Origin of the sequence: Citrobacter sp. RHBSTW-00524 (assembly GCF_013747755.1) — a bacterium.
In the GTDB taxonomy this organism is placed as follows: domain Bacteria; phylum Pseudomonadota; class Gammaproteobacteria; order Enterobacterales; family Enterobacteriaceae; genus Citrobacter; species Citrobacter braakii.
Map to the genome: position 1 here is coordinate 4,664,481 of NZ_CP056421.1, position 23,380 is coordinate 4,687,860.

Below are 23,380 nucleotides of genomic sequence, written 5' to 3' on the forward strand. Positions count from 1 at the left end.
AAGGATTAGCGTGTTAGATAGAATTAAAGTCTGCTTTACAGAAAGCATTCAAACTCAGATAGCTGCGGCTGAAGCACTTCCGGATGCGATCTCCCGTGCAGCCATGACGCTGGTTCAGTCCCTGCTCAATGGCAACAAAATTCTCTGTTGTGGTAATGGGACGTCCGCTGCCAACGCACAGCATTTTGCTGCCAGCATGATCAATCGTTTTGAAACAGAGCGCCCAAGTTTACCTGCGATTGCACTAAATACTGATAATGTGGTCTTAACTGCGATTGCCAACGATCGCCTGCACGATGAAGTTTATGCAAAACAAGTCCGTGCGCTGGGACATGCAGGTGATGTTCTGCTGGCAATCTCTACGCGTGGTAATAGCCGCGATATCGTAAAAGCCGTTGAAGCTGCCGTGACACGCGACATGACAATTGTCGCACTGACCGGGTATGACGGAGGGGAGCTGGCCGGGTTACTGGGGCCGCAGGATGTTGAAATCCGTATCCCTTCACACCACAGCGCCCGCGTTCAGGAAATGCATATGCTGACGGTCAACTGCCTTTGCGATCTCATCGATAACACGCTTTTCCCTCACCAGGATGATTAAGGAGTACACATGAAGGCATTTTCGCCGCTTGCTGTGATTATCGCTGCCCTGCTACTGCAAGGCTGTGTCGCTGCCGCCGTTGTCGGAACTGCTGCTGTCGGCACCAAAGCCGCGACGGATCCTCGCAGTGTAGGCACCCAGGTAGATGACGGAACCCTGGAATTACGCGTCAATACCGCGTTGTCGAAAGATGCCCAAATCAAGAAAGAGGCGCGTATCAACGTGAGCGCGTATCAGGGTAAAGTGCTGCTGGTCGGTCAGTCGCCAAATAGCGAACTGTCTGCGCGGGCAAAACAGATTGCGATGGGCGTAGAAGGTACCACTGAGGTCTTTAACGAGATCCGTCAGGGTCAGCCAATCGGCCTGGGCGATGCGTCTAACGATACCTGGATAACCACTAAAGTACGTTCCCAGTTGCTGACCAGCGATCAGGTGAAATCCTCTAACGTAAAAGTCACCACCGAAAACGGGGAAGTGTTCCTGTTGGGTCTGGTAACTGAACGTGAAGCGAAGGCTGCGGCAGACATCGCCAGCCGGGTAAGCGGCGTGAAACGCGTCACGACGGCTTTTACGTTTATTAAGTAAGACTGCTACAAATGCCGGATGGGGACGCCAGAGCGTCCTCTCCGGCATTTTATTTGGCTCTTTCGCGCAGTTCGGAAGAGGTCAGGATCGAAACGCCTTCATGTCCAGGCGCCAGTGCCTCCGCCAGCATAGCCCGGGCTACATCACGCGCCTCAATCGACTTCCAGTTCCCCGGCAGCAGCCGAAATAACGGCGCTAAAAACCTCTCATTCGCCCGCTGTTTATCCCGTTCTCCGAGTAACATTGAAGGCCGAACAATCGTCAGCCGCGGCCAATTTTGCGCGATCAGCGCCTGCTCCATTTCCCCTTTCACCCGGTTATAAAAAAACGGTGAATTGGCATTGGCACCCATCGAACTGACCACCAGCATATGCTGAGCGCCCAACCGACGCCCCGTCAGGGCCGTGTCCACCACCAGCGTATAGTCAGCATGGATAAACGCTTCTTTACTACCCGCTTCTCGCCGAGTGGTTCCCAGACAACAAAAGACAATATCTACCGGATCGGTGACCTGCGCCAGCGCATCGGTTAGCTGCGGATCATAGGGATTATAGACGCCAGCCGTATCAGCCAGCGGTCGACGCGTCGGTGCCGTGATGGCATTGACCCGGGGTTCATTGAGCAGCATACGCAGCAAATTTCCGCCTACCAGCCCCGTTGCGCCTGTTATTAATACCTGACTCATCGCTAATCTTCCCCTGACTCTTTAATCACTCTATTAACTATAGATCACGTTGCCAGTGCATTTTTTTGCCAAAGCCCAGCGTGTTGTCCGTGAATTTGACTTCATCCAGTCGAATCTCCCACACGGGCGCAGGCAGCATTCTGGCGACCGGGAAACGGCGGTTGTAGGCGTTACGCGCGGCTTCACTCTCCTGCCCTTCAAGACGCCGGATTTCCCCTTTAAACTGTACGCCACGAATCAGGGCGACCGTTTTGGGCTGACCATTTACCGTGCCGGCAATCGGCGCGCGCGGCCCGGACATCTGCGCATGGCGCGTTTTTTCTTCGGTCAGCACATAGAACACCATCTTCTGCGCATCAAACAGGTAAAACGCATTGGCGCACCATAATTCACCGTCATGATGTACACACCAGGTCACGACGTGCTGCTTTGCCAGCCAGCGGGTCACCGCAGTCAGTGTTTCCATTTCTGTTCTCTTTTATACTGTAGGCCTGAAAATTATCACGTCGATGGTGACAATGACACCCTGGTATCTGTACCTGATCCGTACTGCGGACAACGCCTTATACACCGGAATAACCACCGATGTGCAGCGCCGCTATAAGCAGCATCAAAGTGGGAAAGGCGCGAAGGCGCTGCGCGGAAAGGGAGAACTCACGTTGGCATTTGCGGCTCAGGTCGGCGACCGTTCGCTGGCCCTGCGCTTAGAATATCGCGTCAAACAGCTTACAAAGCGGCAGAAAGAGCGCCTTGTTGAAGGCGAAGGGCTTGAGGCACTACTGAGCAGCCTGCAAACCCCCGGCGCTTAAAAACGATTGAAGTAGTCGTGGTATTCCACAAGGCCCGTCACACCCTCCAGCGCATCTTCCGCCAGGCGATGAACCTGGAACGCGCTTTCGGTGCCCGGCCAGCGGCAACGCAGGTCATGATGGGCAGCCAGCTCAAAACCAAAGCGGCTGTACAGCGCCGGATCGCCCAGCGTAACCACCGCGGCGTAACCAAACTCGTTCAGGGAATCGAGTCCTTCATAGACCAGCTGACGCGCCAGGCCCTGTCCACGGTAGTTTTCATCCACCGCGAGCGGCGCCATGCCGACCCATTGCAGGTCTTCGCCCTGGACATCGACAGGGCTGAACGCGACGTAACCCACTACCTGACCTTCGTCATCGGTAGCAACCAGACCCAGCGTTATGAAACCGTCTTCACGCAGGTCGTGCACTAATTTCGCTTCCGCATCGCTCTCAAATGAACGACGCAGCAATGCATCAATACCTGGGGCATCAATGGGAATTTCAACTCGAATCAGCATGGCTCACCTACCGAAGTCTGTTTGGTTTCTGGCGACGTTTTCATTCCCGCCTCAACAAAATCCGCCAACTGCATCAGCATGACGCGCAACGCTTTAGGCATCTGATCCAGTTCGATGGCGTCCATCAGATTTTTAACATACAGCCCTAATTCTGTATCACCTTCAATCACCAGGCGACGCTGGAAGAACAGCGTATCCGGATCCTGCTTACGCGCCGCGATCATCAGGAGATCGCTGGCATCCGCGCTAAAACTCACATCCGCCTCTGCATTCTGGCTGACGATAAGTTTATCGTTCTCAACAGAGGTATACCATTTAAGGCCAATGTCACGCACATGAATGCTCAGCCAGCGACCGTCGAGAAACTCCAGCTCCCCATCGGCCAGCGCCTGACTAAACTGCCAGCTCAGGACCTGCTCCAGAACCTGGCGCTTCAGCGCAAAGGGCGTCAGTTTAACCGGTACACTCATCAGAGAAGGACCAAAATGTACTAAGCGTGAACGCAGTTTATCCAACACGAGCTTTACTCCCTGTTTCAATTATCCTGCTATTTTGCCATATCAAATAAACGACATAGCGGCATAAATCAACAATTCGCTACGAAATTGTTACCTCTTATTGGTATCACCAATACGACTTTAACTGCCTCAAATCAAAAATTGTCTCAGCAAGGTTAACTAAAATCCCTCTTCGTTAACATTTCTGCGCCCTTTACGGCGCAACGTTCAGGATAAATTATGGAGCTGCTCTGCCCTGCCGGAAACCTCCCGGCGCTTAAGGCGGCCATCGAGAACGGCGCTGATGCGGTCTACATCGGGCTGAAAGATGATACCAACGCCCGTCATTTCGCCGGCCTTAATTTTACCGAGAAAAAATTGCAGGAAGCGGTGAGTTTTGTCCATCAGCACCGCCGTAAGCTGCACATCGCGATTAACACCTTTGCGCATCCGGATGGTTACGCGCGCTGGCAACGTGCCGTAGATATGGCGGCGCAGCTGGGTGCGGATGCGCTGATCCTCGCCGACCTCGCCATGCTTGAGTATGCCGCAGAGCGCTACCCGCATATTGAGCGTCATGTCTCTGTTCAGGCATCTGCAACCAATGAAGAGGCGATTAATTTCTATCATCGCAACTTTGATGTCGCCCGCGTGGTACTGCCGCGCGTACTGTCTATTCACCAGGTGAAGCAGCTCGCTCGCGTCACGCCAGTTCCCCTGGAAGTGTTCGCCTTTGGCAGTCTGTGCATTATGGCGGAAGGCCGCTGCTATCTTTCATCCTATCTGACGGGCGAGTCTCCTAATACGGTTGGCGCTTGCTCCCCTGCCCGTTTTGTTCGCTGGCAGCAGACCCAACAAGGGCTGGAATCCCGTCTTAATGAAGTGCTGATCGACCGTTATCAGGACGGAGAAAACGCCGGTTATCCGACGCTGTGTAAAGGCCGCTATCTGGTTGATGGCGAGCGCTATCATGCGCTGGAAGAACCCACCAGCCTGAATACGCTGGAGCTGCTGCCAGAACTGCTGGCGGCCAATATTGCCTCGGTGAAAATCGAAGGGCGTCAGCGTAGCCCGGCCTACGTCAGCCAGGTGGCGAAAGTGTGGCGCCAGGCGATCGACCGCTGTATGGCCGACCCGCAAAACTACGCCCCACAGGCCGCGTGGATGGAAACGCTCGGTTCAATGTCCGAAGGCACGCAGACCACGCTTGGCGCGTATCACCGTAAATGGCAGTGAGAGAAGCAATGAAATATTCCTTAGGGCCGGTGCTGTGGTACTGGTCGAAAGAAACGCTGGAAGATTTTTATCAGCAGGCCGCCACCAGCCAGGCCGACGTTATCTACCTTGGCGAAGCGGTGTGCAGTAAACGCCGCGCTACCAAAGTAGGCGACTGGATCGATATGGCGAAATCGCTCGCTGGCAGCGGTAAACAGGTGGTGCTGTCAACGCTGGCGCTGGTGCAGGCCCCCTCTGAGCTGGGAGAGCTGAAGCGCTATGTCGAAAACGGCGACTTCCTGCTGGAAGCCAGCGATCTCGGCGTGGTAAACATGTGCGCCGAGCGTAAGCTGCCGTTTGTCGCCGGGCATGCGCTCAACTGCTACAACGCGGTAACCCTGCGTTTGCTGCTCAGGCAGGGCATGGTGCGCTGGTGTATGCCGGTAGAACTGTCCCGTGACTGGCTGGTCAATCTGCTCAACCAGTGTGAAGAGCTGGGTATTCGCAATCAGTTTGAAGTAGAGGTACTGAGCTACGGGCATCTGCCGCTGGCGTACTCTGCCCGCTGCTTTACCGCACGCTCTGAAGACCGTCCAAAAGACGAGTGTGAAACCTGCTGCATCAAATACCCGAATGGGCGCGATGTGCTGTCGCAGGAGAATCAGCAGGTCTTTGTCCTCAACGGCATCCAGACCATGAGCGGCTATGTCTATAACCTGGGTAACGAGCTGACGTCCATGCAAGGCCTGGTTGATATTGTGCGTCTGTCCCCTTCAGGCAGCGACACGTTCGCCATGCTCGATGCCTTCCGCGCCAATGAAAATGGCACTGCCCCATTACCGCTTGCTGCCCACAGCGACTGCAACGGCTACTGGAAACGGCTGGCAGGTCTTGAACTACAGCCGTGATTAATAGCTCACTTTGTTAACAACATTCGCTAATCTTTAATGCAGTATTAAAAGATTAACCGGTAACAAAGTGAGCCGTTATGACTGACAAAACTATTCCGTTCTCGGTGCTGGATCTGGCGCCGATCCCTGAAGGATCTTCGGCAAAAGAGGCCTTCACACACTCGCTTGATCTCGCTCGACTGGCCGAAAAGCGCGGCTACCACCGCTACTGGCTGGCAGAACATCACAACATGACCGGCATCGCCAGCGCGGCGACCTCTGTGCTGATTGGCTATCTGGCGGCCAATACCACCACGCTGCATCTTGGTTCTGGCGGCGTTATGCTGCCCAACCATTCGCCGCTGGTGATCGCCGAGCAGTTCGGTACCCTGAATACGCTGTATCCGGGACGAATCGATCTCGGGCTTGGCCGCGCGCCGGGTAGCGACCAACCGACCATGCGCGCGTTGCGCCGCCATATGAGTGGTGATATCGATAACTTCCCGCGCGACGTAGCTGAACTGGTGGACTGGTTCGACGCCCGCGATCCAAATCCTCATGTACGCCCGGTTCCCGGCTACGGCGAGCAGATCCCGGTCTGGTTATTAGGCTCCAGCCTGTACAGCGCACAGCTGGCAGCCCAGCTCGGCCTGCCATTTGCCTTCGCCTCGCACTTTGCTCCGGATATGTTGCATCAGGCGCTGCATCTGTATCGCACCCAGTTCAAGCCCTCAGCGCGGCTGGCAAAGCCGTATGCGATGGTGTGCATCAACATCATTGCCGCCGACAGCAATCGCGATGCCGAATTTCTTTTCACCTCAATGCAGCAGGCGTTTGTGAAACTACGTCGTGGCGAAACCGGCCAGCTACCGCCACCGGTAGAGAATATGCATCAGCTGTGGTCCGCTTCCGAGCAGTACGGCGTACAACAGGCTCTGAGCATGTCGCTGGTTGGTGATAAGGCGAAAGTGCGACACGGTCTCGACGCCATTTTGCGTGAAACCCAGGCCGATGAAATTATGGTTAACGGCCAGATTTTTGATCATCAGACACGGCTACATTCGTTTGACCTGGCGATGCAGGTGAAAGAAGAGTTGGTGGGGTAATCGTTGTTTTGCCCGGTGGCGCTTCGCTTACCGGGCTTACGAGACCGTATAGGCCGGATAAGGCGCAACCGCCATCCGGCACTAAAAGGTTACTGGTACACAGGCAACAAATTCACGCTCGACAGAATATGGATAACCGCGTTGCCGATACCGAATACCAGGATCAGCGCAATCATCGGCTTGCCGCCCCAGACACGGAATTTCGGGCTGCCGAAACGCTCGCGGGATTTACGGGCCAGCAGCGCCGGAACAATGGCGGCCCAGATGGTCGCGGCAAGCCCTGCATAGCCAATGGCGTACAGGAAACCGTTCGGCCACAGCAGGCCACCGACAATCGGCGGGACAAACGTCAGCAATGCCGTTTTAAAACGTCCCATTGCCGAGTCATCAAAGCCAAACAGATCCGCCAAATAGTCAAACAGACCGAGCGTGACCCCGAGGAATGAACTCGCCACCGCAAAGTTGGAGAACACCACCAGCAGCAGATCCAGACTGCGGCTGTTCAGCACGCCGCTCAGCGCCTGTACCAGCACATCAATGTTACCGCCCTGCTGCGCAATACCGATAAATTCCGGACGCGGGATGTTACCCATCGTCCCCAGCAACCATACGGTATACAGCACCAGCGCCAGCAGCGTGCCGTACACCAGGCACTTAACGATGGTCTTCGGATCTTTGCCGTAGTACTTCATCAGGCTCGGGACGTTGCCGTGATAGCCGAATGAGGCCAGGCAGAACGGTAACGTCATCAGCAGGTACGGCGTATACGAAGCGTTGCTCTGCGCCACGTTAAACAGCGTAGTGGGCGTAACATGCCCCAGCAGACTGCCGAAGGTCAGGAAAAAAGTAATCACCTTCGCGCCCAGCACAATCGCCGTCATGCGGCTAACCGCTTTGGTGCTTAACCACACCACGAACGCCACCAGCAGCGCAAAACCAAGACCTGCCGCACGCGCCGGAACGTTCAGCGACATCTCCGAGAAGGTGTGATGCAGGATCGAACCGCTCGCCGAGATATACGCATAGGTAAGGATATAGAGAACGAAAGCAATCGAGATGCCGTTCACAACGTTCCAGCCTTTGCCCAGCAGATCTTTCGTGATGGTGTCAAAGCTGGAACCAATGCGGTAATTGAGGTTAGCTTCAAGGATCATCAGCCCGGAGTGCAGCATACAAAACCAGGTGAAGATCAGCGCCGCCATTGACCAGAAGAACCACGCCCCGGACATGACCACTGGCAGAGAAAACATCCCCGCGCCAATAATGGTGCCGCCGATGATCACCACGCCGCCAAGCAGCGAAGGTGACGTTTGGGTGGTGGTTAGTGTTGCCATTTAGCCATCTCTCCAGTCATTTATATTGTGACTACATTTCAATGTGCTGCACTGTACCAGTACACGAGTACAAATGAAATAAAAAAAGCCCCGATTGTTGAGATCGGGGCTGTATATTTTACTTTACGGTATTAAACCGTAATTTCGCATGGATTACGCATCACCACCGAAACGACGACGACCAGCGGAATCATCACGACGCGGAGCAGAAGAATCTTCACGACGCGGACCGCGGTTGCCTTCACGACGTTCGCCGCTGAAACGACGACCTTCGCTACGACCGCCTTCACGACGCTCGCCGCTGAAACCACGACCTTCGCCACGACCGCCTTCACGACGCTCACCGCTGAAACGGCCACCGCCACGACGCTCACCACCGGTGTGCGGAACTGCATCGCCAACCAGCTGCATGTTCATCGGCTTGTTCAGGATGCGAGTACGGGTAAAGTGCTGCAGCACGTCGCCCGGCATACCTTTCGGCAGCTCGATGGTTGAGTGGGAAGCAAACAGCTTGATGTTACCGATGTAACGGCTGCTGATATCGCCTTCGTTAGCAATCGCACCAACGATATGACGGACTTCAACACCGTCATCACGGCCCACTTCAATGCGGTACAGCTGCATATCGCCAACGTCACGACGTTCACGACGCGGACGGTCTTCACCACCACGCTCATTACGGTCACCACGCGGGCCACGATCGTTGCGGTCACGCGGACCACGATCGTCACGGTCGCGGAATTCGCGTTTCGGACGCATCGGCGCATCTGGCGGCAGGATCAGCGGACGTTCGCCCTGAGCCATTTTCAGCAGTGCGGCTGCCAGCGTTTCGATATCCAGTTCTTCTTCCGGCTGCATTTTCGCCAGCAGAGCACGGTACTGATCCAGATCGCTGCTTTCCAGCTGCTGCTGTACTTTAGCGGCGAATTTTTCCAGACGGCGTTTGCCCAGCAGGTCTGCGTTCGGCAGTTCTACTTCCGGAATAGTCAGCTTCATGGTGCGTTCGATGTTACGCAGCAGACGACGCTCACGGTTCTCAACGAACAGCAGCGCGCGACCCGCACGGCCCGCACGACCGGTACGGCCGATACGGTGAACGTAAGATTCGGAATCCATCGGGATGTCGTAGTTAACAACCAGGCTGATACGCTCAACATCCAGGCCACGGGCCGCAACGTCGGTAGCAATCAGAATATCCAGACGGCCATCTTTCAGACGCTCCAGAGTCTGCTCACGCAGGGACTGGTTCATGTCGCCGTTCAGTGCAGCGCTGCTATAACCGCTACGCTCCAGCGCTTCAGCCACTTCCAGGGTCGCATTTTTGGTACGAACGAAGATAATCGCCGCATCAAAGTCTTCTGCTTCCAGGAAACGAACCAGCGCTTCATTTTTACGCATGCCCCAGACGGTCCAGTAGCTCTGGCTGATGTCAGGACGGGTAGTTACGCTGGACTGAATGCGTACTTCCTGCGGCTCTTTCATAAAGCGGCGGGTAATACGACGAATCGCTTCCGGCATAGTCGCGGAGAACAGAGCGGTCTGATGACCTTCCGGGATCTGCGCCATGATGGTTTCAACGTCTTCGATGAAGCCCATACGCAGCATTTCATCAGCTTCGTCCAGTACCAGACCGCTCAGTTTGGAGAGGTCCAGAGTACCGCGCTTCAGGTGATCCAGCAGACGGCCCGGCGTACCGACAACGATCTGTGGTCCCTGACGCAGGGCACGTAATTGCACGTCATAACGCTGGCCGCCGTACAGGGCAACCACGTTCACGCCGCGCATGTGTTTAGAAAAATCCGTCATGGCTTCTGCAACCTGAACCGCCAGTTCGCGGGTCGGTGCCAGCACCAGAATCTGAGGTGCCTTCAGCTCAGGATCAAGATTGTTGAGCAGCGGTAAAGAGAACGCTGCAGTTTTGCCGCTACCCGTCTGGGCCATACCCAGAACATCGCGGCCGCCCAGCAGATGCGGAATGCACTCTGCCTGGATTGGAGATGGTTTTTCGTAACCCAGATCGGTAAGGGCTTCAAGGATAGGAGCCTTCAGGCCCAGATCTGCAAAAGTGGTTTCGAATTCAGCCATGTAGTACGTGTGCCTCAAAATTAATGGCGGCCAGTCTACATAACTCATCATGAAATTGATCTGCAATTTTCATTGAAAAGTGTGAACCGGCTCAAAGTAGGTGTATTAACGAACAACAACGCCCTCACCCGTGAAGGTGATGGCAATCAAAAAAGATTACGGGCTGATGTGTACGTCAGCTATTGCTGGTCCGATTCTGCCAGGTCATCTTGGTCCTGGCCCAGGAGCGATAATTCCAACAATGCGTATCGGTGCTCAACAAAGTTATGAACGTTGTTAGCCACCGCCAGTTTGAACAATGCCGTAGCGTTGTCCAAATCCCCCAGACTTAGGTAGTACTTACCTAAATAGAAGTTGGTTTCACTGAGATGCTCAGCGAGCGAGGTGTTATCCGTTGCGTCCGCCTTTAGGCGTTCCATCAGCGTTGCTTCGCTAATGTTGCCCAGGTAGAACTCGACAATGTTCCATCCCCATTGCTCTTTATCCGATTTCTCAAAGCGTTGCTTTAACGCTTCTTTAGCCTGCTTCTCATCGAGCTTCTGCTCGGCGAGATAAAGCCACAGACTACGGAAAGGATCATTGGGATCGTCTTGATAAAACGCTAGCAGATCATCTTGCGCTAACTTGTCGCGACCGCCGTAATACAATGCGATACCGCGATTTAAGTGCGCGTAGTTGTAAGTTGGATCAAGCTCAAGTACAGAATCAAACGCTTCATAGGCAGCATCAAAATTGCCTGCCTGCGTTAAATATATACCTAAGTAATTGAATACTTCAGGCATATCTGGTCGGATTGCCAGCGCTTGTGAAAAATCATTTCGCGCCAGAGCCCTCAGACCGAGACTATCATACAACACTCCGCGCTCATATAAAAGCTGTGCGCGTTCGTCATCGGTTAAAGCCCGACTGGCAAGAATTTGTTCCATACGTGCCAGAATCACTTCCTGCTGCAAAGTCGGTTGCAATGGTACTGCGAGGACTTCACTCTTACGCCAGGCGGAATTACTGCATCCAGCCAGCGTGAGTGCTGTCGCAACGAAACACCAGCGCAAAAAAGGCTTCATTTCCCACTCCCGAAGACAACGATTGAATGAACGTCCAGGTTCCCCGGTTGCTAACAAGGCGTCCTGCCGGGTTAAAAGCCCTCCACTTTCACGGAGGGCAATGGCAACCTTACTCGCCCTGGCTTGCCGGAGCTTCCGGTTCGCCTGCAGGCTGAGACTGCTCAGTTGCTTCTTTAATGCTCAGACGTACACGGCCCTGGCGATCAACTTCCAGAACTTTGACCGGTACTTCCTGGCCCATCTGCAGGTAATCGGTCACTTTCTCAACGCGTTTGTCAGCGATCTGAGAGATGTGTACCAGACCTTCTTTACCGCCACCAATGGCAACGAATGCGCCAAAGTCAACGATACGGGTCACTTTACCATTGTAGATACGGCCTACTTCGATCTCTGCGGTGATCTCTTCGATACGACGGATAGCATATTTCGCTTTCTCGCCGTCGGTCGCAGCAATCTTCACAGTACCATCATCTTCAATTTCAATGGTGGTGCCGGTTTCTTCGGTCAGAGCACGGATAACAGAACCGCCTTTACCGATAACGTCTTTGATCTTGTCCGGGCTGATCTTGATGGTGTGGATACGCGGAGCGAACTGAGAAATGTCACCACGCGGTGCATTGATCGCTTGTTCCATCACACCCAGGATGTGCAGACGCGCACCTTTAGCCTGGTTCAGAGCAACCTGCATGATCTCTTTGGTGATACCTTCAATTTTGATATCCATCTGCAGTGCAGAGATACCGTCGCGGGAACCCGCCACTTTGAAGTCCATATCGCCCAGGTGGTCTTCGTCGCCCAGGATGTCAGACAGAACAACAAAGTTGTCGCCTTCTTTCACCAGACCCATCGCGATACCCGCAACGGCAGCTTTGATCGGCACGCCTGCGTCCATCAGCGCCAGAGAAGCACCACATACGGAAGCCATGGAAGAAGAACCGTTAGATTCGGTGATTTCAGAAACCACACGTACGGTGTACGGGAATTTATCCAGTTCCGGCATCACTGCCAGTACGCCACGCTTCGCCAGACGACCGTGACCAATCTCACGACGCTTCGGAGAACCGACCATACCGGTTTCACCTACGCAGTACGGAGGGAAGTTGTAGTGGAACAGGAAGTTGTCAGTACGCTCGCCCATCAGCTCGTCAAGGTTCTGCGCATCACGAGTGGTGCCCAGGGTCGCAGTAACCAGCGCCTGAGTTTCACCACGGGTGAACAGTGCGGAACCGTGGGTACGCGGCAGAACGCCAGTACGCACGTCCAGACCACGGATCATATCTTTTTCACGGCCATCGATGCGCGGCTCGCCTGCCAGTACGCGGCTACGAACAACATTTTTCTCGATAGCGTGCAGGATTTCACCCAGTTCGTTAGCGTCCAGGGTTTCGTCTTCAGCCACCAGAGTCGCGATGGTTTCAGATTTGATCACGTCAACCTGAGCGTAACGCTCTTGTTTGTCGGTGATACGGTAAGCATCGCTCAGACGAGCTTCTGCCAGTGCGGCAACGCGTGCGTTCAGCGCTTCGTTGACGGCTTCTGGCTGCCAGTCCCAACGCGGTTTGCCAGCTTCTTTCGCCAGCTCGTTGATAGCCTGAATAACAACCTGCTGCTGTTCGTGGCCGAATACTACAGCGCCCAGCATCTGGTCTTCGCTCAGCAGTTCAGCTTCGGATTCAACCATCAGTACGGCAGCTTCAGTACCAGCAACAACCAGGTCCAGCTTGCTTTCTTTCAGTTCATCCTGAGTCGGGTTCAGTACGTACTGGTCATTGATGTAACCAACACGTGCAGCACCGATCGGGCCGTTGAATGGGATGCCAGACAGAGTCAGCGCAGCAGATGCACCAATCATTGCCACGATATCCGGGTTAACCTGCGGGTTAACGGAAACAACGGTCGCGATAACCTGAACTTCGTTAACGAAGCCTTCCGGGAACAGCGGGCGAACCGGGCGGTCAATCAGACGCGCGATCAGAGTTTCGCCTTCACTCGGACGGCCTTCACGACGGAAGAAGCTACCCGGGATACGGCCAGCAGCGTAGGTACGCTCCTGATAGTTAACGGTCAGTGGGAAAAAGTCCTGGCCTGGTTTCGCTTTTTTCTGGCCAACAACGGTAACGAATACCGCAGTGTCATCCATGCTAACCATAACAGCGGCAGTCGCCTGACGCGCCATCATGCCGGTTTCCAGCGTAACGGTATGCTGACCGTACTGGAATTTACGAACGATCGGATTAAGCAAATTAATATCCTTTCTCTATTTTTTGACGGCACATTTTTGCGCCATCGTTAATACCCGATCTTCTGCGCATCCTCGCGACTAATGACAACCCTAACCCATAAGCATGAGTAAAGCCTCTCATTAGCCGCGCGAACCTCTGCAACGGAAGATCATTCATAGCAACAATACATTAGTTTCCAGCGAATTGCTGCCATCTGCTGGAAAAAAGGGGCCATGAAGGCCCCCTCTTTCTGAAACTCGAAAGAATTAGCGACGCAGACCCAGACGCTCGATCAGCGCGGTGTAACGTGCAACATCTTTACGTTTCAGGTAGTCGAGCAGTTTACGACGCTGAGAAACCATGCGCAGCAGACCACGACGGCTGTGGTGATCTTTTTTGTGCTCTGCAAAGTGGCCCTGCAGGTGGTTAATCTGTGCAGTCAACAGAGCAACCTGAACATCGGTAGAACCGGTGTCGTTTGCATCACGACCAAACTCAGAAACGATTTTAGCGGTAGCTTCAGTACTTAGAGACATTTTAAAACTCCAAAGTGTTAAGAATGAAAGGATGCCGATCTCTAATTCAGCTATCCCAGTGTATACACGCCTTCTTCAAACTGACCCTGCGCTGGCTGTGTCCGCTCACCTCGGTCACTTACCTGAGTAAGCTCCTGAGGATCCTCAGACCTGCCGCCTTGATGCAGCTCGAATGATTTTGTGTACACGCCACGCAGATTGTTAAACAATTTACGCGACGTTAAGCGGCAGTATTCTACTCGCAGCGCCCTTTTATCGCAAGACAGAGAGCGCTATGCAGGATACTCAACCACCAGGCGACGAGGGGCGACACGACCTTCATCGTCCATCTCCCCCATGCCGATAAACTTGCCGTCATCGCCTTCCGTCACGCGCACCAACCCTTCCAGCGGCACACCTGACGTCCGTACCGGGTTACCATTTTTAAAGTAAACCGACGATGTTAAAGGCAAATTAACAACAGGGTAGTCCGATGCAGGACTGTCCATTGGCATCAGCAAAGGATCCAGCAACTGCGCCGCCGGAATGTTCTGCTGTTCGGCCTGTTCAACCAGCTCATGCAGATGTTCCAGCGTAACCATACGATCCACCGGATACTTGCTGACCGTCAGACGACGCAGATACGTTACGTGCGCGCCGCATCCGAGCTTCTCACCGAGATCGTCAACGATGGTGCGAATATAAGTGCCTTTGGAGCAGTGAACTTCCAGCTCCAGCTCGTTACCTTCGTGGCGAATAAACCGCAGCTCATAGACGGTAATCGGGCGCGCTTCACGCGGCACTTCAATGCCCTGACGCGCATATTCGTACAGCTTTTTACCCTGGTACTTCAGCGCCGAATACATTGACGGAATCTGCTCGATATCGCCGCGGAAAGTCTCCAGCGCGCTGGCAAGCTGCTCTGCGCTGAAGGTTACCGGACGCTCCTGCACGATTTGCCCATCGGCATCGGAGGTGTCGGTACGCTGGCCCAGACGGGCAACCACACGATAGCGTTTGTCAGAATCCAGCAAATACTGGGAAAACTTAGTCGCTTCACCGAGGCAGATAGGCAGCATGCCTGTCGCCAGCGGATCCAGCGCGCCGGTATGTCCCGCGCGGTTGGCATTATAGATGCGCTTTACTTTTTGCAGTACGTCATTGCTGGACATGCCCTGCGGCTTATCCAGCAGCAGAACACCGTGAATGTCGCGACCACGACGACGAGGACGACTCATCAGTCCTCCTTGCTGTCGTCCGCTGGGTTCACACGACGCTCATCGTCATGTTTCACCACGCTGGTCACCAGGTTGGACATGCGCATTCCTTCAACTAACGAATTGTCGTAGAAGAAGGTCAGCTCAGGCACGATACGCAGACGCATTGCTTTACCCAGCAAAGAGCGGATAAAACCAGAGGCTTCCTGCAGTGCCTTAATGCCGTTTTTCACGGCAGCTTCGTCCTGATCGTTGAGGAAAGTCACGAACACTTTAGCGTATGCCAGGTCTCGAGACATCTCAACACCCGATACGGTGGTCATCATACCAACACGCGGGTCTTTGATTTCGCGTTGCAGGATGAGTGCGATTTCTTTCTGCATCTCCTGCGCGACACGCTGTGGGCGACCAAATTCTTTCGCCATAATAAATTCTCCAGAATAAAGACAAAAAAGGGGCCATAAGCCCCTTTTTAAATTTCTTGCCGGGTGGCGCTTCGCTTCCCCAGCCTACACTTAATCATCTTCTAAGGATTTTGGGTTGCAGCAAGGCGGCAAACTCGTAAATCCCCGGGAGCATAGATAACTATGTGACCGGGGTGAGCGAGCGCAGCCAACGCAGTTGCGGCCCAAAAGACGACAAAGATTATGCGATGGTACGTTTGATCTCGATAATCTCGAACACTTCGATCATATCGCCAACGCGAACGTCGTTGTAGTTCTTAACGCCGATACCACATTCCATGCCATTACGGACTTCGTTGACGTCATCTTTGAAGCGGCGCAGGGATTCCAGCTCGCCTTCATAGATAACCACGTTGTCGCGCAGTACGCGGATTGGGTTGTGACGTTTAATCGTGCCTTCGGTAACCATACAGCCTGCGATAGCGCCGAATTTCGGTGATTTGAACACATCACGAACTTCAGCCAGACCAATGATCTGCTGTTTCAGTTCCGGAGACAGCATGCCGCTCATCGCTGCTTTCACTTCGTCGATCAGATGATAGATGACGGAGTAGTAACGCAGATCCAGGCTTTCTGATTCGATAACTTTACGTGCAGAGGCATCAGCACGGACGTTGAAGCCAACCAGAATCGCGTTGGATGCCGCAGCCAGGGTCGCGTCGGTTTCGGTGATACCACCTACGCCAGAACCGATAATCTTCACTTTTACTTCGTCGGTAGACAGTTTCAGTAAAGAGTCGGAAATCGCTTCTACAGAACCCTGAACATCGGCCTTCAGAACGATGTTCACTTCGTGAACTTCGCCTTCGGTCATGTTAGCGAACATGTTCTCCAGTTTAGATTTCTGCTGACGAGCCAGTTTAACTTCACGGAATTTGCCCTGACGGTACAGTGCAACTTCACGGGCTTTCTTCTCGTCACGAACAACGGTAACTTCGTCACCCGCAGCCGGAACACCGGACAGACCCAGGATTTCCACCGGAATGGATGGACCCGCTTCCAGTACTTCCTGACCCAGTTCGTTACGCATCGCACGAACGCGGCCGTATTCGAAACCACACAGTACGATGTCGCCTTTGTTCAGCGTACCTTCACGTACCAGCACGGTAGCAACCGGACCACGACCTTTATCCAGGAAGGATTCGATAACCGCACCGCTAGCCATACCTTTACGCACAGCTTTCAGTTCCAGTACTTCGGCCTGCAGCAGGATAGCATCCAGCAGTTCGTCAATACCGGTACCCGCTTTCGCAGAAACGTGGACGAACTGGCTCTCGCCGCCCCAATCTTCCGGCATGATGCCGTACTGGGACAGTTCGTTTTTAACGCGATCTGGATCCGCTTCTGGTTTATCGATTTTGTTGACTGCAACCACTACCGGCACACCTGCCGCTTTCGCGTGCTGGATAGCTTCGATAGTCTGCGGCATCACGCCGTCATCTGCTGCAACAACCAGAACAACGATATCCGTTGCCTGAGCACCACGAGCACGCATGGAGGTAAACGCGGCGTGACCCGGGGTATCCAGGAAGGTGATCATACCGTTGTCAGTTTCAACATGGTACGCACCGATGTGCTGAGTAATGCCGCCCGCTTCGCCAGAGGCAACTTTCGTGGAGCGAATGTAGTCCAGCAGAGAGGTTTTACCGTGGTCAACGTGACCCATGATGGTCACTACCGGTGCGCGCGGCTCTGCCGCAGCGCCGGTGTCACGGTCGCTCATTACTGCTTCTTCCAGCTCGTTTTCACGACGCAGGATAACTTTGTGGCCCATCTCTTCGGCAACCAGCTGTGCGGTTTCCTGGTCGATGACCTGGTTAATGGTCGCCATTGCGCCCAGCTTCATCATCGCTTTGATGACCTGGGAACCTTTGACTGCCATCTTGTTCGCCAGATCGCCAACGGTGATGGTTTCGCCGATCACAACGTCACGGTTAACGGCCTGAGCCGGCTTCTGGAAGCCCTGCTGCAGAGCGGAACCTTTACGCTGCTTACCGCCTTTACCGCCGCGAACCGCTGCACGCGCTTCTTCACGGTCAGCTTTAGATTCAGCGTGTTTGTTACCTTTCTTCGCCGGACGCGCTGCTTTCGTGCTGCGAGTACGACCACGACCGCCTTCTACTTCACGATCGTTCTCGTCTTCTGCCTGGCGAGCATGCTGAGAGGTGGTGACGTGATAATCGCTGGTATCTTCAACAGGTTCAGCGTTATTCACACCATTCTTCTCGTTTTCTTCCGCCATACGGCGAGCTTCTTCCGCTACGCGGCGCGCTTCTTCTTCAAGCTTGCGACGTGCTTCTTCTTCCGCTTTACGCTTCAGTTCTGCGGCTTCATTTTCACGGCGGGCTTTTTCGGCCTGGGCGGTTTTAGTCATATCGTCGGTCTGTTGATTGCTCACTTTGTCTTTTTCCGCAGCTTCACGTTTCGCTTTATCAGCGGCTTCACGCTTAGCTTGTTCTGCGGCCTCACGTTCGGCTTTTTGTTGCGCCTCGCGTTTGGCAGCTTCTTCTGCCTCACGACGGGCTTGCTCTTCCGCTTCACGCTGCGCCTGCTCTTCCGCGGCAAGGCGTTCAGCCTCTTGCGGATCGCGTTTCACAAAGGTGCGTGTCTTGCGGACTTCGATTTGTACCGATTTGCTTTTTCCACCGGTACCTGGAATATTGAGAGTACTGCGCGTTTTACGCTGCAATGTCAACTTATCGGGCGCTGAGCCGTTTTCACGGTTCAGATGCGCCAGTAAGGTTTGTTTCTCTTGTGCGGACACAGAGTCGTCAGCAGACTTCGGGATACCTGCATCAGCAAATTGCTGTACCAGGCGATCCACGGAGGTCTGTATCTCTGCAGCCAGCGTTTTTACGGTTACATCTGTCATACTGTTCCTTCCTGCTACAGTTTATTACGCTTCGTCGCCGAACCAGCAAATATTACGGGCAGCCATAATCAGCTCACCGGCTTTTTCGTCGGTCAACCCTTCGATATCAGCCAGATCATCAATGCCCTGTTCAGCGAGATCTTCCAGCGTACAAACACCACGGGCAGCCAGTTTGAAGGCCATCTCACGATCCAATCCTTCCAGATTCAGCAGATCGTCAGCCGGTTTGTTATCACCGAGACTTTCTTCCTGGGCCAGTGCCAGAGTGGTCAGTGCGTTTTTAGCACGCTCGCGCAGCGCTTCAACGGTCTGTTCATCCAGGCCGTCAATTTCCAGCAGCTCTTTCATTGGCACGTAGGCCAGTTCTTCCAGCGTCGCAAAACCTTCTTCTACCAGAACTGTCGCGAAATCTTCATCGATATCGAGATATTTGGTGAAGGTATCAATGGCTGCATGTGCTTCAGCCTGATGCTTCGCCTGCAGGTCATCAACGGTCATCACGTTGAGTTCCCAACCGCTCAGTTGTGAAGCCAGGCGGACGTTCTGACCATTACGTCCAATCGCCTGAGCCAGGTTACCGGCTTCAACCGCGATATCCATGGTGTGTTTGTCTTCATCCACCACGATAGAAGCGACGTCTGCTGGCGCCATTGCGTTAATCACGAACTGCGCCGGGTTATCATCCCACAGGACGATATCGATACGCTCGCCGCCCAGTTCGGTAGAAACCGCCTGAACGCGCGCACCGCGCATACCCACACAGGCGCCGACCGGATCAATACGCTTGTCGTTGGTCTTAACGGCGATTTTCGCACGTGAGCCCGGATCGCGAGCAGCCGCTTTAATTTCGATCACTTCTTCGCCAATTTCCGGCACTTCAATGCGGAACAGCTCTATCAGCATTTCCGGTTTGGAACGGGTTACGAACAGCTGGGCACCGCGCGCTTCCGGGCGTACAGAGTAAAGAACGCCACGAATACGGTCACCTGGGCGGAAGTTTTCACGCGGCAGCATGTCTTCACGCAGGATCACAGCTTCAGCATTGCTGCCCAGATCCAGAGAAATGTTGTCGCGGTTAACTTTCTTCACCACACCGGTGACGATTTCGCCTTCGTGTTCGCGGAACTGATCGACAACCATTGCGCGTTCGGCTTCACGTACTTTCTGTACGATAACCTGTTTCGCGGTCTGGGTGGTGATACGGTCAAAGGTGACAGATTCAATCTGATCTTCAACATATTCGCCCACGTTCAGACTTTCGTCTTCGAAGCGTGCCGCTTCCAGCGTAATTTCTTTGGTCGGCTGAGTAACTTCTTCTACGATTACCCAACGACGGAAGGTATCGAAATCACCGCTTTTACGATCGATTTCTACGCGAACGTCGATCTCTTGCTCATATTTTTTCTTTGTTGCTGTAGCCAGCGCACTTTCCAGCGCTTCAAAAATTTTCTCGCGTGGCAGCGCTTTTTCGTTGGATACGGCTTCAACAACAGCCAAAATTTCTTTGTTCATCGCGGGCTTTTCACCTCAATCCAGACTGTTAAAAGTGGGGAACCAGGTTCGCCTTCTGGATATTACTCAGCGCGAACACTTCATCTTTACCTTCGACTGTGACCGTGATCATCTCACCATCCACCGCTTTGATAACGCCCTGCCATTTACGACGGTTTTGTACCGCCATACGAAGAACCAGCGTCACTTCTTCACCCAGGAAACGCACGTAGTGTTCAGCTGTGAACAGAGGACGGTCGAGACCCGGAGAGGAGACTTCCAGGTTGTAGGCAACGGTGATTGGGTCTTCGACATCCATCACGGCGCTTACCTGATGGCTCACATCAGCACAATCATCAACATTGATGCCATCTTCACTATCAATATAGATGCGCAGTGTGGATGTGCGACCACGAATAAATTCGATGCCGACCAACTCGTAGCCCAGGGCTTCAACTGGCGCTGTAATCATCTCTGTTAATTTTTGCTCTAATGTGGACAAGCCCACCCCCAAGACATAAAAAAAGGGCCTAAAGCCCAGTTATTCTGTAGTCAGATAACAAAAAACCCCGATAAATCGGGGCTTTATATAACTGAACCCTATAACCGCACCTGCGGTTCGGAAAACCTTCCGAAAGAATTTTTTTCAAATCCAGCTACGAAGGCCTAAGTCTTCACAGTATATTTGAAAAAGAACTCTAAGGGAAAGTGGTTGCGGGGGCCGGATTTGAACCGACGACCTTCGGGTTATGAGCCCGACGAGCTACCAGGCTGCTCCACCCCGCGCCTGAAACGTGGCAAATTTTACTCGTTTTGGGTAAAAAATGCAAATACTGCTGGGATTTGGTACCGAGGACGGGACGTAAAATCTGCGCACAGTATATTGATTCACTATGTGGTATGTCAACCTTGTTACGACTATGCAAATCAATGAATGCTGCCCAGCGAATATTCGACCAGATAAATGTGTCACCCGCGCCGTTATTTAACGAAATTATCACTAAACTCTTCCTGTCATCCAGAAAAGATGATTAAATGAAAACTCATTTATTTTGCATAAAAATGCAATTAGTATAATAAACCGACCTCTTCACCAGTCTATCAAGCAGGGTTTTATTTTATGACGACGATTCTCAAGCATCTCCCGGTAGGTCAACGTATTGGTATCGCTTTTTCCGGCGGCCTGGACACCAGTGCAGCACTGCTGTGGATGCGACAAAAAGGGGCTGTCCCATATGCATATACTGCGAATTTGGGCCAGCCGGATGAGGATGACTATGACGCCATTCCTCGCCGTGCAATGGAATATGGTGCTGAGAATGCTCGCCTGGTAGATTGCCGTAAGCAGCTGGTTGCCGAAGGGATCGCTGCGATTCAGTGCGGTGCATTCCACAACACCACCGGCGGACTGACCTATTTCAATACCACTCCGCTGGGCCGTGCTGTCACCGGCACCATGCTGGTTGCGGCCATGAAAGAAGATGGCGTAAATATCTGGGGTGACGGTAGCACCTATAAAGGTAACGATATTGAACGCTTCTATCGTTACGGTCTGCTGACCAATGCCGAACTGCAGATTTACAAACCATGGCTGGATACCGATTTTATCGATGAACTCGGCGGTCGCCATGAGATGTCCGAATTTATGATTGCCTGTGGTTTTGACTACAAGATGTCCGTTGAGAAAGCGTACTCCACGGACTCCAATATGCTCGGGGCGACCCACGAAGCAAAAGACCTCGAATTTCTGAACTCCAGCGTCAAAATCGTCAACCCGATTATGGGCGTGAAATTCTGGGATGAGAGCGTGAAGATCCCGGCAGAAGAAGTCACCGTGCGTTTTGAGCAGGGTCATCCGGTAGCGCTGAACGGTAAAACCTTCAGCGACGAAGTTGAGATGATGCTGGAAGCCAACCGCATCGGCGGCCGTCACGGTCTGGGTATGAGCGATCAGATTGAAAACCGTATCATTGAAGCGAAAAGCCGGGGCATCTACGAAGCTCCGGGGATGGCATTGCTGCACATCGCCTATGAGCGTCTGCTGACCGGGATTCACAACGAAGACACCATCGAGCAGTATCACGCGCACGGTCGCCAGCTTGGTCGTCTGTTGTATCAGGGCCGCTGGTTTGACTCTCAGGCGCTGATGCTGCGTGACGGTCTACAGCGTTGGGTTGCCAGCCAGATTACGGGTGAAGTGACGCTGGAACTGCGTCGCGGTAATGATTACTCAATCCTCAACACCGTGTCTGACAATCTGACTTACAAACCAGAACGTCTGACGATGGAAAAAGGCGACTCAGTATTCTCTCCGGATGATCGTATCGGTCAGTTGACCATGCGTAATCTGGATATCACTGATACCCGCGAGAAGCTGTTCGGTTATGCGCAGTCTGGTCTGCTGACCGCCTCTTCCACAACCGGCCTGCCGCAGGTTGAGAATCTGGAAAACAAGGCGAAGTAAATATTCATCATCTTCAGGCCGCGAAAGCGGCCTTTTTTATGCGCAGAAAATAGGGATGTTCTGTTACCCTGAGGCCTGATAAGCCTGGCATCATCAGGTATTGTAATAGTCGGATGGCGTCCTAAATGTCTTATCCTACCTACAGAACTACCACAAATGACAGACGAAAAAAAAGACGCTTTGCAGCGTCTTTTTTTTGGAATTTGGTACCGAGGATGGGACTCGAACCCACAAGCCCGTTAGGGCACTACCACCTCAAGGTAGCGTGTCTACCAATTCCACCACCTCGGTACAGAATACTTAGCGTGGGATATCGCTGGTCGGCTGAGCCGGAGCAGCTGGCTGAGTTTGCTCGGTTTTCGCCGGTGCACTCAGATTTTCCCACTCACTTCCTTTATTGGTCTTATTGCTGTTCATGTTACCCAGCACCAGACTGATGATGAAGAACAAGGTTCCCAATACAGCTGTCATGCGGGTCATGAAGTTACCAGAACCACTTGAACCAAACAGAGTACCAGAAGCGCCTGCGCCAAAAGAGGCTCCCATATCAGCGCCTTTGCCTTGCTGCAGCATGATCAAGCCTACCAGGCCAATTGCCACAATAAGGAAAACTACTAAAAGAGCTTCGTGCATAATCAACCTGTTCCTTGCGGAGTTGCCGCGTACAATGCTTCGACCATTAAAGCGGGAATGTTTACTGTTTCCCACTGAAGCGGGTGTGAATACTAACCAAAGCGAATAACCTTCGCAAGGGCAATTTGTTG

22 protein-coding genes, 2 tRNA genes and 1 pseudogene are annotated in these 23,380 nt (G+C 53.3%); 7 read left to right on the plus strand and 18 right to left on the minus strand.

Annotated elements, in window-relative coordinates:
* The first annotated feature begins 10 nt into the window (after positions 1 to 10).
* On the plus strand, positions 11 to 601 hold the full coding sequence (gene diaA, locus HV229_RS22410; protein WP_003024948.1) for a DnaA initiator-associating protein DiaA: 591 nt from the start codon (positions 11 to 13) through the stop codon (positions 599 to 601).
* A 9-nt stretch (positions 602 to 610) separates the two neighbouring features.
* Positions 611 to 1,186, plus strand: a complete 576-nt coding sequence (dolP, locus tag HV229_RS22415; protein ID WP_003024954.1) for a division/outer membrane stress-associated lipid-binding lipoprotein — start codon at positions 611 to 613, stop codon at positions 1,184 to 1,186.
* A 49-nt stretch (positions 1,187 to 1,235) separates the two neighbouring features.
* Here the strand turns inward: dolP and HV229_RS22420 are convergent, their stop codons facing one another.
* Together HV229_RS22420 and HV229_RS22425 are read right to left on the minus strand one after the other, a co-directional pair.
* The gene (locus HV229_RS22420) at positions 1,236 to 1,871 is read right to left on the minus strand and encodes an NAD(P)H-binding protein (RefSeq protein ID WP_016154656.1); all 636 of its coding nucleotides are present in this window, start codon (positions 1,869 to 1,871) and stop codon (positions 1,236 to 1,238) included.
* Between the two features lie 37 nt (positions 1,872 to 1,908).
* Positions 1,909 to 2,337: a YhbP family protein gene (locus HV229_RS22425; RefSeq protein WP_016157562.1), complete on the minus strand. Its 429-nt coding sequence runs from the start codon at positions 2,335 to 2,337 to the stop codon at positions 1,909 to 1,911.
* Between the two features lie 43 nt (positions 2,338 to 2,380).
* Between HV229_RS22425 and HV229_RS22430 the strand changes: the two are divergent.
* Positions 2,381 to 2,690 (plus strand): annotated as a pseudogene (locus HV229_RS22430) (GIY-YIG nuclease family protein).
* Here HV229_RS22430 and HV229_RS22435 read toward each other — a convergent pair.
* Both HV229_RS22435 and HV229_RS22440 read right to left on the minus strand, forming a co-directional pair.
* Positions 2,677 to 3,180 carry an N-acetyltransferase gene (locus tag HV229_RS22435; RefSeq protein WP_016154659.1) on the minus strand — a complete coding sequence of 168 codons (504 nt, stop codon included), beginning with the start codon at positions 3,178 to 3,180 and terminating at the stop codon, positions 2,677 to 2,679. The pseudogene HV229_RS22430 and the gene HV229_RS22435 sit on opposite strands and share 14 nt — an antisense overlap.
* On the minus strand, positions 3,174 to 3,698 hold the full coding sequence (locus HV229_RS22440) for an SCP2 domain-containing protein (RefSeq protein WP_016154660.1): 525 nt from the start codon (positions 3,696 to 3,698) through the stop codon (positions 3,174 to 3,176). Before HV229_RS22440 ends, HV229_RS22435 begins: the two co-directional genes overlap by 7 nt.
* 219 nt (positions 3,699 to 3,917) lie before the next feature.
* Between HV229_RS22440 and HV229_RS22445 the strand changes: the two genes are divergently transcribed.
* From HV229_RS22445 to HV229_RS22455, 3 genes are all read left to right on the plus strand, one after another.
* Positions 3,918 to 4,913 carry a peptidase U32 family protein gene (locus tag HV229_RS22445; RefSeq protein ID WP_016154661.1) on the plus strand — a complete coding sequence of 332 codons (996 nt, stop codon included), beginning with the start codon at positions 3,918 to 3,920 and terminating at the stop codon, positions 4,911 to 4,913.
* Between the two features lie 8 nt (positions 4,914 to 4,921).
* The gene (locus HV229_RS22450; protein ID WP_181546446.1) at positions 4,922 to 5,800 is read left to right on the plus strand and encodes a U32 family peptidase; all 879 of its coding nucleotides are present in this window, start codon (positions 4,922 to 4,924) and stop codon (positions 5,798 to 5,800) included.
* Positions 5,801 to 5,880: 80 nt separating this feature from the next.
* On the plus strand, positions 5,881 to 6,888 hold the full coding sequence (locus HV229_RS22455; protein WP_181546448.1) for a luciferase-like monooxygenase: 1,008 nt from the start codon (positions 5,881 to 5,883) through the stop codon (positions 6,886 to 6,888).
* A gap of 89 nt (positions 6,889 to 6,977) precedes the next feature.
* On the opposite strand, the gene mtr is transcribed toward HV229_RS22455, so the two are convergent.
* The 12 genes from mtr to HV229_RS22515 all read right to left on the minus strand — a co-directional run bounded on the left by mtr (position 6,978) and on the right by HV229_RS22515 (position 20,938).
* Entirely contained in the window at positions 6,978 to 8,222 is a 1,245-nt protein-coding gene (gene mtr, locus HV229_RS22460) for a tryptophan permease (protein WP_016154664.1), read from the minus strand.
* 153 nt (positions 8,223 to 8,375) lie between these two features.
* Positions 8,376 to 10,307: a DEAD/DEAH family ATP-dependent RNA helicase gene (locus tag HV229_RS22465; RefSeq protein ID WP_181546450.1), complete on the minus strand. Its 1,932-nt coding sequence runs from the start codon at positions 10,305 to 10,307 to the stop codon at positions 8,376 to 8,378.
* A complete protein-coding gene (gene yrbN / locus HV229_RS22470; protein WP_010723222.1) occupies positions 10,300 to 10,380 on the minus strand; it encodes a protein YrbN in 81 nt (26 codons plus the stop codon). Before yrbN ends, HV229_RS22465 begins: the two co-directional genes overlap by 8 nt.
* A 106-nt stretch (positions 10,381 to 10,486) precedes the next feature.
* A complete protein-coding gene (gene nlpI, locus HV229_RS22475; protein WP_003024982.1) occupies positions 10,487 to 11,371 on the minus strand; it encodes a lipoprotein NlpI in 885 nt (294 codons plus the stop codon).
* Between the two features lie 109 nt (positions 11,372 to 11,480).
* Positions 11,481 to 13,613 (minus strand): polyribonucleotide nucleotidyltransferase, encoded by a 2,133-nt coding sequence (gene pnp, locus HV229_RS22480; protein ID WP_008785911.1) that lies wholly within the window; start codon positions 13,611 to 13,613, stop codon positions 11,481 to 11,483.
* A 246-nt stretch (positions 13,614 to 13,859) separates the two neighbouring features.
* Positions 13,860 to 14,129, minus strand: coding sequence for a 30S ribosomal protein S15 (rpsO, locus tag HV229_RS22485; RefSeq protein WP_000059465.1), 270 nt, complete (start codon positions 14,127 to 14,129; stop codon positions 13,860 to 13,862).
* 272 nt (positions 14,130 to 14,401) lie between these two features.
* Positions 14,402 to 15,346, minus strand: coding sequence for a tRNA pseudouridine(55) synthase TruB (truB, locus tag HV229_RS22490; RefSeq protein WP_181546453.1), 945 nt, complete (start codon positions 15,344 to 15,346; stop codon positions 14,402 to 14,404).
* Positions 15,346 to 15,750 carry a 30S ribosome-binding factor RbfA gene (rbfA, locus tag HV229_RS22495; protein ID WP_003024988.1) on the minus strand — a complete coding sequence of 135 codons (405 nt, stop codon included), beginning with the start codon at positions 15,748 to 15,750 and terminating at the stop codon, positions 15,346 to 15,348. The genes truB and rbfA overlap by 1 nt, the downstream gene beginning before the upstream one ends.
* A gap of 220 nt (positions 15,751 to 15,970) precedes the next feature.
* Complete coding sequence (gene infB, locus HV229_RS22500; RefSeq protein WP_016154667.1) at positions 15,971 to 18,661, minus strand: translation initiation factor IF-2; 2,691 nt, start codon at positions 18,659 to 18,661, stop codon at positions 15,971 to 15,973.
* Positions 18,662 to 18,685: 24 nt separating this feature from the next.
* A complete protein-coding gene (gene nusA / locus HV229_RS22505) occupies positions 18,686 to 20,173 on the minus strand; it encodes a transcription termination factor NusA (protein WP_003024992.1) in 1,488 nt (495 codons plus the stop codon).
* A gap of 28 nt (positions 20,174 to 20,201) precedes the next feature.
* Positions 20,202 to 20,654: a ribosome maturation factor RimP gene (gene rimP, locus HV229_RS22510; protein WP_003024996.1), complete on the minus strand. Its 453-nt coding sequence runs from the start codon at positions 20,652 to 20,654 to the stop codon at positions 20,202 to 20,204.
* A 207-nt stretch (positions 20,655 to 20,861) separates the two neighbouring features.
* Positions 20,862 to 20,938: transfer RNA gene (locus HV229_RS22515), tRNA-Met, on the minus strand.
* A gap of 334 nt (positions 20,939 to 21,272) precedes the next feature.
* On the opposite strand from HV229_RS22515, the gene argG reads away from it, so the two are divergent.
* Positions 21,273 to 22,616 (plus strand): argininosuccinate synthase, encoded by a 1,344-nt coding sequence (gene argG, locus HV229_RS22520; RefSeq protein WP_181546455.1) that lies wholly within the window; start codon positions 21,273 to 21,275, stop codon positions 22,614 to 22,616.
* Between the two features lie 204 nt (positions 22,617 to 22,820).
* On the opposite strand, the gene HV229_RS22525 is transcribed toward argG, so the two are convergent.
* Together HV229_RS22525 and secG are read right to left on the minus strand one after the other, a co-directional pair.
* A tRNA-Leu gene (locus tag HV229_RS22525) sits at positions 22,821 to 22,907 on the minus strand.
* A gap of 9 nt (positions 22,908 to 22,916) precedes the next feature.
* Positions 22,917 to 23,249, minus strand: a complete 333-nt coding sequence (secG, locus tag HV229_RS22530) for a preprotein translocase subunit SecG (RefSeq protein ID WP_003025000.1) — start codon at positions 23,247 to 23,249, stop codon at positions 22,917 to 22,919.
* Between the last annotated feature and the right edge of the window lie 131 nt (positions 23,250 to 23,380).

Coding starts and splice junctions, on each gene's coding strand:
- dolP (WP_003024954.1), top strand. CDS start 611: ATGAAGGCATTTTCGCCGCTTGCTGTGATTATCGCTGCCCTGCTACTG.
- HV229_RS22420 (WP_016154656.1), bottom strand. CDS start 1,871: ATGAGTCAGGTATTAATAACAGGCGCAACGGGGCTGGTAGGCGGAAAT.
- HV229_RS22425 (WP_016157562.1), bottom strand. CDS start 2,337: ATGGAAACACTGACTGCGGTGACCCGCTGGCTGGCAAAGCAGCACGTC.
- HV229_RS22435 (WP_016154659.1), bottom strand. CDS start 3,180: ATGCTGATTCGAGTTGAAATTCCCATTGATGCCCCAGGTATTGATGCA.
- HV229_RS22445 (WP_016154661.1), top strand. CDS start 3,918: ATGGAGCTGCTCTGCCCTGCCGGAAACCTCCCGGCGCTTAAGGCGGCC.
- HV229_RS22450 (WP_181546446.1), top strand. CDS start 4,922: ATGAAATATTCCTTAGGGCCGGTGCTGTGGTACTGGTCGAAAGAAACG.
- HV229_RS22455 (WP_181546448.1), top strand. CDS start 5,881: ATGACTGACAAAACTATTCCGTTCTCGGTGCTGGATCTGGCGCCGATC.
- mtr (WP_016154664.1), bottom strand. CDS start 8,222: ATGGCAACACTAACCACCACCCAAACGTCACCTTCGCTGCTTGGCGGC.
- HV229_RS22465 (WP_181546450.1), bottom strand. CDS start 10,307: ATGGCTGAATTCGAAACCACTTTTGCAGATCTGGGCCTGAAGGCTCCT.
- yrbN (WP_010723222.1), bottom strand. CDS start 10,380: ATGAAAATTGCAGATCAATTTCATGATGAGTTATGTAGACTGGCCGCC.
- nlpI (WP_003024982.1), bottom strand. CDS start 11,371: ATGAAGCCTTTTTTGCGCTGGTGTTTCGTTGCGACAGCACTCACGCTG.
- rpsO (WP_000059465.1), bottom strand. CDS start 14,129: ATGTCTCTAAGTACTGAAGCTACCGCTAAAATCGTTTCTGAGTTTGGT.
- truB (WP_181546453.1), bottom strand. CDS start 15,346: ATGAGTCGTCCTCGTCGTCGTGGTCGCGACATTCACGGTGTTCTGCTG.
- rbfA (WP_003024988.1), bottom strand. CDS start 15,750: ATGGCGAAAGAATTTGGTCGCCCACAGCGTGTCGCGCAGGAGATGCAG.
- infB (WP_016154667.1), bottom strand. CDS start 18,661: ATGACAGATGTAACCGTAAAAACGCTGGCTGCAGAGATACAGACCTCC.
- nusA (WP_003024992.1), bottom strand. CDS start 20,173: ATGAACAAAGAAATTTTGGCTGTTGTTGAAGCCGTATCCAACGAAAAA.
- argG (WP_181546455.1), top strand. CDS start 21,273: ATGACGACGATTCTCAAGCATCTCCCGGTAGGTCAACGTATTGGTATC.
- secG (WP_003025000.1), bottom strand. CDS start 23,249: ATGCACGAAGCTCTTTTAGTAGTTTTCCTTATTGTGGCAATTGGCCTG.